The sequence below is a fragment of the Amycolatopsis sp. lyj-109 genome (assembly GCF_046548995.1).
GTDB lineage: Bacteria > Actinomycetota > Actinomycetes > Mycobacteriales > Pseudonocardiaceae > Amycolatopsis.
This window is the reverse complement of sequence record NZ_JAJPWR010000011.1, coordinates 13,465-24,053: the sequence shown is the minus strand read 5'-3', so window position 1 is coordinate 24,053 and position 10,589 is coordinate 13,465. Positions and strand designations below refer to the sequence as shown.

Below are 10,589 nucleotides of genomic sequence, written 5' to 3'. Positions count from 1 at the left end.
GTGGTCTGGGCGAGCTGGATCGGCATGGTGACGATCCGCAACGGCAGCCGGCGCAGCACGTCGACGATCGGGATGACGAGCCTCGGCCCCGGCTCGCGGGCCCGAGGACCCGGCCGAGCCGGAACAGCGGGTGCCGGTTGGGACGTGACGCCTCAGTCCGAGAGCGTCACTTGGTTGTCGACCGCGGTCACCCCGGTGGCGAACCACGCGGTTTGTTCGGCGGCCCGGCGCTCGGCCGAGGAGGAGACCGTGCCCGAGAGCGTGACGTGGCTTCCGGTCACGTCGACTTCGATGTGCGGGACTTCCGTTCCCGCGTGCCGGCGCAGTGCGGCCTTGATCCGGCCCTGGGTTTCGGCAGGCGGGACGACCGTCGCGGCGTTCAACGTGATCAGGTTCCGGATCCCGCTCACACCGGGCAGCGTGGCCATCGCGTGCCGGGCGGCCTCGCGCTGGAACTGCCAGTCCACCGTGCCGCGCAACGTGATCACGTGGTCGGTGACTTCGACCCGCACCGACCCCTTCGGCACGACCACCGTGCGGCGGTCGAAGACGATCGTGGCTTCCCGGGCGAGGTCGTCATCCGCCGGCGAGTCGGCGTGCCGGACGACGATCTCGCCCGCGGTCACGGTGACGCCGTGGACGCGGGTCGCAGCGCGAAGGGCTTCTTCCAGTTCGGGGTAGGTTCCGACGTTACCGGACAGCGTCGCCGCACCGTCGGTGACGGTCACGCCGATTTCCCGGGCGTCGACACTGGGGGTCCAGGCCAGCTCGTCGATGATCGCGGCCTCGAGTTCGTGGTCCGCCCTGTGCTGGGTCTGTGTCATACCGCGACCGTGCCTTCTCCAGCGGCCCGGGCCTAGAGTCCTGCGGCACCTCTTCCGAGGTCGTTCGGCGGCCGGGCGACGTGGCCCTGGCGAACGCGCCGGTAGCGCAGCCGGTCGGGAGCCTGTTTGGTCCTTTATGGATGGTCAGGTGCCGTGAATCCGGCTTCGGTGAGTCCGACCTTCTCCGTCGGTTCCGTCTCCGCCGACTCGGGCGCCTCGGTGGCTGCGCGGTTCGTCGGCCGGCGGTGCGGCAACGGCGATGATGTCCTGGTCGTCGACCCAGGAGACCGAGAGTGCGGGACTGTCGTCGGCGATGACGGGGACACGGCTGCCCCGCGGGCCGAACTCGGGCCGGCCGGCGAGGGTGCCGGTCCGTGGCGAGCGTGGATCCGTTCCGGTGAACGTGACTTGCCAGTTCCCGATGCTGAACGCGATCTGCCGTCGCGGTGGGAGGGGAGTGCTCTGGCCCGCCGGCGCACCGTGGTTCTCCGCCGTCATCGGCCTCTCCTCGCACGCGGGTTTCCGTCCACGTGGTGCGTGGAAACGGCGGACGTGCCGAGGTCTGGGGCAGTCCGGCAGCTTAGGCGCTTTGCGCCACCTGCCGAAGAGATTCGCCCGGATGGGGGAACCCTGGTCCGGTAGGCCGGGATGGGGCCGGCTTGCCGCGCCGGTGATTCGTGCACGGTGGAAGTTCGTGGCGGGCTCAGCCGTCATGGACGGGCGGCCGTCCGTTGCGCTGATGGCGGGCCTGTCCGGTTCGGCGGTGAGATCGGTGTGGATCCCGGTGGCGGTTTCGAGCACCCGGGGTGCCACGAGCGCCACCCCGCCGGTCACCGGGTCCGTGAGGACGAATTCCTCCTCGACGCCGATGTGGGGCCCTCATTTTCCGGCAGCGAAGGTCGCACGTGCACGGCTCGTTCCGGGGAGAAGGGCCGCTGGTCATTTACCGGGGAACTTTCGGCCTGTTCCGTGGACCTGCGAGGGCATCCGTGCGGGAGCGTGGGGCGCGACGGCACTCGGGTATCTTGCACGGGCGCTTCCTGTCGTGGGGAATCGCCGATCGCCGAGCCGGGAAGTGCTGAGCAGGGTGTCCGTTATCCGTGACGAGTGGGGTGAGAACTCCCCGTTGGGCCGGTTGTGGGCGACGGTGACCGCCTTGGCCGGGGAACGTGGCCGGGAACTGTCCGTCGAATTCGTGTGCGAAGCCGCCGCGGAGCGGTTCGGGGCCGCGGGGGCTTGCCTGGTCGTGATCGGCACGACGGGTGTGGCGAAGCTGCGCAGTGCAAGCGGTGAGCTCGGCCGCCGGATCCCCGAGATCGAAGCGACCGTGGGCGAGGGGCCGATCGAGGATGCGCTCGAGCTGGCGTCCCCTGCGGTTGTCACCGACCTCGGCACAGCCCAGGCGCTGCGCAGGTGGCCGCTGTTCGCGCCGCTGGCGGTCGAGGCGGGTGCACGGGCGTGCTTCGGTTTCCCGCTGGCCGTCGGCGTGGTGCGGGTCGGCGTGCTCGCCCTGCTGCACGGCACGCCGATCGCGCCCGAACCGGCGATCTTCCGGGAAGCCCTGCTCTTCGCCGACCTCGTGCTGGCGATGCTGATGGGGGAGCAGATCGCCACGGGCGGCCGGGTCCCCGGACCGGCGGAGGACGAGTTCCCGCTCGTGGGTCCCGAAGTGCACCAGGCGACCGGGATGGTGGCCGCGCAGCTGAACACCGATCCGGACACCGCGTTCGCCCGGCTGCGGGCGCGGGCCTTCGCCGACGGCCGCCGCCTGTCGGAACTCGCGGCCGACATCGTCGCCCGCCGGACGCGGTTCGACCCCGATCCGGATATCCGATGACCGGGGCCGGTGGCACTAGACTGCACAAGTGGAAGGACGCGATGCGTGAGGCCGGGCTGATCGACACCCTCGTCGAGCTGGCCGACACACTGACCGGCGACTTCGACCTGATCGACTTCCTGCATCTCCTGGCGGGCCGGTGTGTCGAACTGCTGGACGCCGAAGCGGCCGGCGTCCTGCTGGCGCACCCGCACGGCCGGCTCCAGGTCGTCGCCAGTGCCGACGAAGCACCGGAAGTCATGGAACTGTTCCAGATCCAGGTCGAAGAAGGTCCGGGACGCGAGGCGTGGCTCACCGGGGCGCCGGTGAGCCACCCGGATTTCGCCGCCGGCGACACCCCGTGGCCCCGGCTTCGGGAAATGGCGGCCACAGCGGGGTACTCGGCGGTCTACGCCGTCCCGATGCGGCTGCGTGACGAAAACGTCGGCGCCCTCTGCCTGTTCAAAAGCGCCGCCGGAGAGCCGGACCAGGAGTCGGTGCGGGCGGCGAAGGCGATGGTCGACGTGGCCACGATCGGCCTGCTCCAGGCGCGGGTGGTCCAGCAGCGCGAAATCCTCGTCGAGCAGCTGCAGACGGCGTTGAACAGCCGGATCGTCATCGAGCAGGCGAAGGGCTTCGTGGCCGAGCGGCTCGGGGTCGACGTCGCCGTGGCCTTCGGCCTGCTGCGCGGTTACGCGCGGGCGCGGGGCCGCCGGCTGACCGAACTGGCCGGCGAGGTCGTCACCCGTTCGGCGAACGTACAAGATCTGTTCGGCGGCGCAGGCACAACCGAATGAACGCGGCGAGATCGTTTTCCTGACTCAATTTCGCAAATGCACGTAAATCTTCTCGGTCGTGTGAAATAATCTCCGCGAGGGTTACCCGTCCGGCGGGTTTTCCGGCGCCATGGATCGCCTAAAATGAACTTTTCGGATACCGCCGTGCGATCACGGCGGCCGGACCGCCCCGGACCCTGGTGGTGAAGCCCGCCCACTCGAGTCGGAGGCGTTCTGATGATTTCCTTTCCCCTCGTTGTGCGCGCCGTGCCGTGAGCAGGGGGCCACGATGATCACCACTGTCCGCGGCGAACCGCTGCCGTTCCAGGTCGAGGTGAGCGATCTCGAGGCGCTCGAAGCGACGACCCGCGCGTTCCGGGCCCTGGACTACCGGTGCGGCGGCGGGGTTTGCTTCGCCCCGCTCGCCGCGCTCGGCTCGTGGACGCTGTTGCTGCGCAAGGGAACCGTTCCGCCGCGGCTGCGGCGCCGGCTTTGCCGCGAGCTGGCCGACCTGCACAACCTGCTGGCGTGGACGGAGTTCGACTCCGGCCACCACGAGTCCGCGCTCCGGTCCTTCGATGTCGCGGTCGAGCTGGCGACGGAGGCCGGTGACCACGATCTGCTCGCCAACGTCCGCTACCGGCGCGGTCGCCTGCACCTGCACCTGGGCGCGGTCGACGCCGCCTTGGCGGAATTCGGGCAGGGGCAGATCGCGGCGCTGCGCGGACATTCCGCACTGGCGCAGGCGATCCTCTCGGTCAACCAGGCGTGGGCCTGGGCGATGCGTGCGGACGAGTCCGCCGCGTTGCGGCACCTGGGCCAGGCAACCGAAGAGTTCGCCACCGACGCGGAGACGGCGCCCTGGGCCCGGTTCTTCGACGCGAACGACCTCTCCGCGATGATCGGAACGGTCCGGGCCGAACTCGCGTACACCGTGAACCCGATCCACGCGGTCCGCGCGATCCCGTTCCTCGACGAGGCCGTGGCCGCCTACGGGCCGGAGATGGGCAGGAGCCGTTCGCTGACCCAGATCATGCTCGCCCTCGGGCACGCCATCCGGCGTGATCCAGCGGAAGCCGCGAGGGTGGGCACCGAGGCGATCGATGCCGCGCAGGAGATCCAATCGGTGCGTGCCAAAGGCCGCCTGCGGTCGCTGGAGGCCGTGGTGCGCAGCGGCCCGCCCAGCCGTGAAGGCCGGGAGCTGCTGGCTCGGATCGCGGAGTTCCGGGCAGAAGCCTGGGAAAGGTCTGCCGGCTGAGCCCCCGGCGTCGTCACGACCAGCGGATTCTGTCGGCCCCGGGCGAGGACGGCAGCCGCCGGTCATCGGCGACGGTTCACCTCCGGGCACGCTCGTCGAAGCCGGGGGGCTGGGCGTCGACGATGTCGGTGGCCCGCACCAGGCTCACCTGCTCATCGGAGGCGGCCCCCTGCGGGCGGACGGGTACCCAGGTGGTGCTGGTGTGCTCGTCGCGCAGACTGTGCCCCGCGACTGTGCCGACGTGCTCACGCCACAGCGGTGCCGAGCACGACGTCGGCCCGGTCCGACCGGAGCGGCTGCGGTAGCGGACGAGCCAGCCGGGAGGGTAACCACCGCCGTGACGCGTGGGCCAAGCCCGGTACGTGTTGTCCGTCGTCGGCCCTACGACTTGCCGATCGGTCTGCTCGCCGTCCACCGGCGCCCGCCTTCGCTCGCGGTGCACCGGGGTGCACGGCATCGGTCGCCGGGGTCCGGGGCGCGGTCTTCCAGCCTAGGACGGGCAGGGCCCGGAGCGGTTCACCCGGGCGAGTGGTTCCCGCGAGGCGGCCGGCGAGACTCGCTGGTGGCTGCGAGCGCGACCTGAACCGTCACGCTCGAGACCGTCACGACGGAGAAACCCGTCGCGGTCCCGACCGCGGGTCTACAGTGAAGATGACGCCCCAGACCTCGGCGGTCGTGGTTTCCATGGCGTGGGCCGGCCGGCTCGGCGCCGACCGGACGGCGAGGCGCACGGTGGCACGCGTGGCAGGAATGCTCCTGGCCGTCCCGGGCGGTGTCCTGGCCATGATCGGCGCGATGAACTCCTCCGCGGCCGCACTGGTCGGCTGGAGTCTGGTGGGAGCGGGCGCGGGGGTTCTCGTCGCAGTCGGTGCTCCGCGGCTTCGGCGTGGGCGACAGGTCGGGGTGAGCGGGCCCGATGTGCCGACGGGCGTTGCCGCGACGGCGGCATTCATCGCGGCTTACCTGGTGATCACCGGCCTGCTGGCCGCGTTCGGCGGCGGTCTGACCGCGGCCGTCCTGATCCTGCTCGCCATTGCCGGGCTGCGAGCCGGGCATCGCGACCGGCCGGGGTTGCGGGACCGGCCGGCCGCTGGGCCGAACGCGCACGATGTCCTGGCCTTGGCCACGCTGCCGGCGTCATCCGTGCCGGTGGCCGAGATGGCGACCGAAGATCTGTGCGTGGCTTGGCGGCGCAGCTACTTCCTCCTGTTCATCGCCACCGACGACCCGGCGCACCAGCTCGTCGTCCAGCGACGGCAGGACTTCCTCGACGAAATCGAACGCCGGGACCGCCCCGGGTTCCTGCGCTGGCTCGACAGCGGCGCGAAGGCCGGCGGCGATCCCGCCCCGTACCTCACCACCCGAGGCTGACCGAGCGGCAAGGGACATCATGACAATGGTCGACGGCGCGCTCCTCGCGTCGGCGGTATCGGGCGATCGCATCGCGACGGACGCGCTGCTGAGCCTGCTGCGCCCGGGCGTGCTGCGCTACTGCCGCGCACGGCTGGGAGATCGGCGCCACCGCGACAGCGACGCGGAAGATTGCGCGCAGGAGGTGCTGCTCGGCGTGCTGGGGGCGCTGCCGGGCTACGGGTACGGTGCCGGCAAGTTCCCGGCCTTCGTCTACGGTGTCGCCGCGCACAAGGTGGTCGACGCGCGCCGCCGCCACGGTGACGACGTCAGCGTCCCGGTCCCGGAGTTCGCACCGGTGGCCTGCGGGCGGCCGGGGCCGCTCCGCCACGTCGAGGATCTCGAGCGGCGGCAGCGGCTGCGCGGCCTGCTCGACCTGCTGGCCCCGCAGCAGCGCGACGTCGTGATCCTGCGGGTCGGGTTCGGCCTGTCCGCCCGGGACACGGCGGGCGCGCTCGGCGTCGCGAGCGCGGGTGCGGTGCGGGTGAGCCAGCATCGGGCGCTGGCCGCGCTGCGCCGGCACGTCGCCGCGGCGCCGGTGCCGTGATGGCAGGGGCCGGCGCGGTGCGGGAGGTACGATCGGTGCACGCAGCCGCGGCAGCGGTGCTGATCCGGATCCGGGCATGTCCGAGTTGGTGTGGCGATGACGAACACCGACTCGGAAGGAACCGGATGCCGGAATGTGGGCCACGCTGGTCGTGGGTGCGTGGTGGCTGAGGTCGACGTCCTGCGCGCGAGCGTGCTGGCCGCGCTGAGCGACGACGAGACCGGCAGCGGGGTCGACGTCGTCGGCCGGGTGTGCCGGGCGTGCACGCGTTTGCTGCCGGTGGACGGCGCGGCGGTGTCGGTGATGGTGGACGCCGGGCACCGCGAGGTCGTCTACGCCAGTGACGCGGTGAGCACGGCGTTGGCGGAGTTGCAGTTTTCCCTTGGTGAAGGGCCGTGTTTCGAGGCGTATGTCTCTGGCGGCCCGGTTCTGGTGCCGGACCTGGCGGCTGGGCCGCCGGCGGGGTGGCCGGTGTTCGCCGCCGAGGTCGTGGCGTACCCGGTGGCCGCGTTGTTCACGTTCCCGGTGCAGATCGGGGCGGTGCGGGTGGCGACCCTGGACACCTATCGCTCGACGCCGGGGTCGCTGCGGCCCGGCGAGCTGTCGACGGCGTTGCAGGTGGCCGACGTCGCCGCGCTGGCGTTGTCGGGGTTGCGGTCCGGCGATGACCACTGGCTCGACGGGGACGGGCGGTGGATGGAAAGCGCGGGGATGCGGTTCCGGGAGGTGCACCAGGCCACCGGGATGCTGATCGCGCACCTGGATCTGCCCGCCTCGGCCGCGCTGGCCCGGCTGCGGGCCTACGCGTTCGGTCACGGACGTCTCCTGCTCGAGGTTGCGAGCGACATCGTGGCCGGGCGGCTGCGATTGGACGAGGAGTTCCGCCGGGGAGACCATGAAAGCTGACGATTCAGGAGATGGTGGGCATGGCCGACCGTGAACGACAGGTGACCCGGGCGTTCGTGGCGCTGGCGGACACGCTGGTCGACGACTACGACGTCGCCGACCTGCTGCACACGCTGGTGGTGCAGTGCGTGGAGCTGCTCGACGTCGCGGCGGCCGGGCTGACGCTGGCCGACGAGCGGGGCGGCCTGCAGTTGCTGGCGTCTTCCACCGAGCAGGCGCGGCTGCTGGAGCTGTTCCAGCTCGACATCGACGAGGGCCCGTGCATCGAGTGCTTCACTACCAGCACACCGGTCCTGGTGGCCGACATCGCCGCGGCGGCGGGGCGGTGGCCGCGGTTCGCGGCCGAGGCGGCCAGGGACGGGTTCGCGTCGGTGCACGCGGTGCCCCTGCGGTTGCGCAGGCAGACGATCGGGGCGTTGAACCTCTTCGGCCGCTCCCCGGGTGAGTTGTCGGCCGACGATGTGGCGCTGGCGCAGGGGCTGGCCGACACCGCGACGATCGGCATCCTGCACGAACGGGCCTTCCGCCAGGGGGAGATCCTGTCCGAGCAGTTGCAGGCCGCGTTGAACAGCCGGGTGATCATCGAGCAGGCCAAGGGCGTGCTGGCCGTCAGCGGGCAGTTGAGCATGGACGCGGCGTTCACGGCCTTGCGCGGCTACGCCCGCCGCAACAACCTCCGGCTCGGCGACGTGGCCCGCGCCCTGGCCGACCGCGAGCTCGCACCCACGATGGTGCTGGCCCCGGCGGCGGCGATCCCCCCGAACTGACCGGGCGTCCGGCCCGTTGTGGATGGCAGATTCCGGACCTTTGGTGCGGTTCCGAGTGCCGGGCTCGAGAACCAGCGGCCCGAGCTCTCCTGCGGTCCCTGATCACAGGGGTTGCAGTGGTCACGGCACCTCCACGGGGCCGGCGAGGGGCCGAGTCCACAGTGGCCTGTCCGCGGCCTGTCCGTCTCCGTTGCCACGCGTCGGCGCTGTCCGCGGCGAACTGGTTCCTGCCGCGAGGTGCCAGGAGGCCGGATGCGGCCGGCGCTCCTTCTCCACCCCCGAGAGTGAATGACAGATCGCGCTGCGGCCGGCCATGGCTCGCGGCGTCCGGCTGCCGGTGATTGGTTCGACCTCACACGTCGCCTGACCAGCGATGTTCGTCGTGGGGCGACGTAACCTGAACGCTTTGGGCGCGTGGTGGCAAAGACGGGGTGTCAGGGCGAAGCGAAACCCGAGGAGCTTCATGTCGTCAGACGCGGAACTGATCGGTAGGTCGCTGCGCGGAGACACCGATGCCTTCGCGGAAGTGATCAGCCGGCACGAGACCGCGCTCGGGAACTACCTGGCGCGCAGAGTGGGGCGGCAGGCCGCCGAGGACGTGCTCGGCGATGTGTGGGTGGCGGCTTACGAGTCCCGTGCGCACTATGACCGTTCGTATCCCGAAGCCAGGCCTTGGTTGTACGGCGTCGCGCTGAACAGGCTGCGCCGGCACTGGCGGTCGGCACCGGCCGAGGAGCCGGCGTCGGACCTGACCGGCGTGGTGAGTGAGTGGGATCCCTGGCCGGCGGTGGATGCCCGCGTGGACACGCAGGCCCTGCTGAGCAGGGCACTGGCTCGGCTCAAACCGGAAGAGCGGGAAGTGCTGGGCCTGGTCGCCTGGGAGGACCTGACCGTCGCCGAGGCCGGGCGAGTGCTCGACATCCCGGCGGGCACGGCCCGCCGCCTGTTGCACCAGGCGCGTAAGGCATTGCGTGAAGCCCCCGAAGTGGTTGCGCTGCTGCAAGTCCCGACAACGTGAAAGACAGCCCATGGATGAAATGGATCTCATGAAGAATCTGCGTGACGTGCCGTCCCCCAGCCCCGAGGCCTATGACCGTGCCCGTACGGCACTGCAGACGGCGATGGGGGAACCCGATGCCACGGTCGTGCGACCGAAGCGCTGGTTCTCCTGGCCCAAGGTCGGCGTCGCCGCCGTGGGCGCGGCAGCCGTCGCGGCGGCTGTGGTGCTGGGTACGTCGAGCGGCAGCGTCCCGGCCGGCCCGTCCGACGCGGCCCCGCAGGCGGTCGAGGCACCGCTGGTGAAGCTGGCCTCCGCGGTCCAGGCGGCCGGCACGCAGCCAGGAGACGCGTCACTGATCATCAACACGAAGTTCGGGCTGGACGACAAACCGGACCTCAACTACACCCTCTACACCGACAAGGGCCGGCAGTTCACGGGCGACTCGGCGAAGACCCTGGTGGACGCCGTCGCCAAGGGCCACGCCGAGCCTGCTACGCCGTACGACGGGAAGGTGATGGCGGCGGCCCGTCTCGCCGCGAAGGGCGACGTGGACAAGGCCAGGATCGCGATGATCACCGCGTCCAACAACGCGTTGGGAGTCGGCCTGAGCCCCGCCGAGGCCGACAAGGCCTGGGCGGCGGCCCAAGCGGAGACCGCGGAGATGCTCCGCAAGATCGGCAAGCCGGTTCCGGCCCCCAAACCGCGTCCGACGGGCAAGGACCTGGAGAACCTCATCAACAACCACCTGTGGAGCAACGCCGAGCATGCGCTGTTCGCCAACGCCGCCGACGCGGAGGTCCGCGCGGGCGTGCTGAAGCTGTACGCGACCATCCCGGACATGATCGTCGGCAAGACCGACGTCGACGGCCAGGCCGCGCTGACCCTCACCGCGCCCCCCGCCATCCTGGGCGGCAGTACGGACGTCCTCGCCATCAACGCCGGCAACGGCCTGCCGATCCGTGAGGAGATCACCTCGGCGGAAACGTCCAAGCGCTATGTGGTCAACTACAAGGCCTTCCGCGTGACCATCGCGGACGTGGCCGCGGGCAAGATCTGATCCTTGTACCGAACTGTCCTGGGAGGGCCGAGATCAGCTCGGTCCTCCCAGGATCGTGGAGCGATCTCGGAGACCGCCTCACTGCTTCGGTCACCGACTCCGGCGCCAAGCCGAGCCGGGCCTGAAGCGGCATGAGCGCGCCGCGCAGGGAGCACCAATCCTCGGCATAACCACATGGCCTGCCGATACAGCGGCCGAAACTTGACGTTGCCGCTCCTCGGTTTCCAG

Annotated in this window: 11 protein-coding genes; 9 read left to right on the top strand and 2 right to left on the bottom strand. The window is 70.9% G+C overall.

From position 1 onward, the window contains the following. Positions 1-152 precede the first annotated feature (152 nt). Positions 153-824: a BON domain-containing protein gene (locus tag ACLJQF_RS24490; protein ID WP_410611911.1), complete on the bottom strand. Its 672-nt coding sequence runs from the start codon at positions 822-824 to the stop codon at positions 153-155. A 1,087-nt stretch (positions 825-1,911) separates the two neighbouring features. On the opposite strand from ACLJQF_RS24490, the gene ACLJQF_RS24485 reads away from it, so the two are divergent. The 3 genes from ACLJQF_RS24485 (at position 1,912) to ACLJQF_RS24475 (ending at position 4,674) form a co-directional block, all read left to right on the top strand. Then, complete coding sequence (locus ACLJQF_RS24485; RefSeq protein WP_410611909.1) at positions 1,912-2,661, top strand: GAF and ANTAR domain-containing protein; 750 nt, start codon at positions 1,912-1,914, stop codon at positions 2,659-2,661. After that, a complete protein-coding gene (locus tag ACLJQF_RS24480) occupies positions 2,658-3,437 on the top strand; it encodes a GAF domain-containing protein (RefSeq protein WP_410611907.1) in 780 nt (259 codons plus the stop codon). The genes ACLJQF_RS24485 and ACLJQF_RS24480 overlap by 4 nt, the downstream gene beginning before the upstream one ends. Before the next feature lie 268 nt (positions 3,438-3,705). Further along, positions 3,706-4,674, top strand: a complete 969-nt coding sequence (locus ACLJQF_RS24475) for a hypothetical protein (RefSeq protein ID WP_410611905.1) — start codon at positions 3,706-3,708, stop codon at positions 4,672-4,674. A gap of 76 nt (positions 4,675-4,750) precedes the next feature. Here ACLJQF_RS24475 and ACLJQF_RS24470 read toward each other — a convergent pair whose 3' ends face one another. Beyond that, positions 4,751-5,089: a hypothetical protein gene (locus ACLJQF_RS24470; RefSeq protein WP_410611903.1), complete on the bottom strand. Its 339-nt coding sequence runs from the start codon at positions 5,087-5,089 to the stop codon at positions 4,751-4,753. A gap of 236 nt (positions 5,090-5,325) precedes the next feature. On the opposite strand from ACLJQF_RS24470, the gene ACLJQF_RS24465 reads away from it, so the two are divergent. From ACLJQF_RS24465 to ACLJQF_RS24440, 6 genes are all read left to right on the top strand, one after another. Next, positions 5,326-6,045 carry a hypothetical protein gene (locus ACLJQF_RS24465; protein ID WP_410611901.1) on the top strand — a complete coding sequence of 240 codons (720 nt, stop codon included), beginning with the start codon at positions 5,326-5,328 and terminating at the stop codon, positions 6,043-6,045. A gap of 19 nt (positions 6,046-6,064) precedes the next feature. Then, a complete protein-coding gene (locus ACLJQF_RS24460; protein ID WP_410611899.1) occupies positions 6,065-6,631 on the top strand; it encodes a sigma-70 family RNA polymerase sigma factor in 567 nt (188 codons plus the stop codon). A gap of 162 nt (positions 6,632-6,793) precedes the next feature. Beyond that, positions 6,794-7,537 carry a GAF domain-containing protein gene (locus ACLJQF_RS24455; protein ID WP_410611897.1) on the top strand — a complete coding sequence of 248 codons (744 nt, stop codon included), beginning with the start codon at positions 6,794-6,796 and terminating at the stop codon, positions 7,535-7,537. Between the two features lie 20 nt (positions 7,538-7,557). After that, on the top strand, positions 7,558-8,304 hold the full coding sequence (locus ACLJQF_RS24450) for a GAF domain-containing protein (RefSeq protein ID WP_410611895.1): 747 nt from the start codon (positions 7,558-7,560) through the stop codon (positions 8,302-8,304). A gap of 463 nt (positions 8,305-8,767) precedes the next feature. Then, positions 8,768-9,322 (top strand): RNA polymerase sigma factor, encoded by a 555-nt coding sequence (locus tag ACLJQF_RS24445; RefSeq protein WP_410611893.1) that lies wholly within the window; start codon positions 8,768-8,770, stop codon positions 9,320-9,322. Between the two features lie 28 nt (positions 9,323-9,350). Next, positions 9,351-10,361, top strand: coding sequence for a hypothetical protein (locus ACLJQF_RS24440; RefSeq protein WP_410611891.1), 1,011 nt, complete (start codon positions 9,351-9,353; stop codon positions 10,359-10,361). The last annotated feature ends 228 nt before the right edge of the window (positions 10,362-10,589 follow it).

Bases quoted from the DNA above. Each gene is read 5' to 3' on its own strand.
- ACLJQF_RS24460 (WP_410611899.1), top strand. From the start codon at position 6,065: ATGACAATGGTCGACGGCGCGCTCCTCGCGTCGGCGGTATCGGGCGAT.
- ACLJQF_RS24445 (WP_410611893.1), top strand. From the start codon at position 8,768: ATGTCGTCAGACGCGGAACTGATCGGTAGGTCGCTGCGCGGAGACACC.
- ACLJQF_RS24465 (WP_410611901.1), top strand. From the start codon at position 5,326: ATGACGCCCCAGACCTCGGCGGTCGTGGTTTCCATGGCGTGGGCCGGC.
- ACLJQF_RS24475 (WP_410611905.1), top strand. From the start codon at position 3,706: ATGATCACCACTGTCCGCGGCGAACCGCTGCCGTTCCAGGTCGAGGTG.
- ACLJQF_RS24440 (WP_410611891.1), top strand. From the start codon at position 9,351: ATGAAGAATCTGCGTGACGTGCCGTCCCCCAGCCCCGAGGCCTATGAC.
- ACLJQF_RS24490 (WP_410611911.1), bottom strand. From the start codon at position 824: ATGACACAGACCCAGCACAGGGCGGACCACGAACTCGAGGCCGCGATC.
- ACLJQF_RS24480 (WP_410611907.1), top strand. From the start codon at position 2,658: ATGACCGGGGCCGGTGGCACTAGACTGCACAAGTGGAAGGACGCGATG.
- ACLJQF_RS24450 (WP_410611895.1), top strand. From the start codon at position 7,558: ATGGCCGACCGTGAACGACAGGTGACCCGGGCGTTCGTGGCGCTGGCG.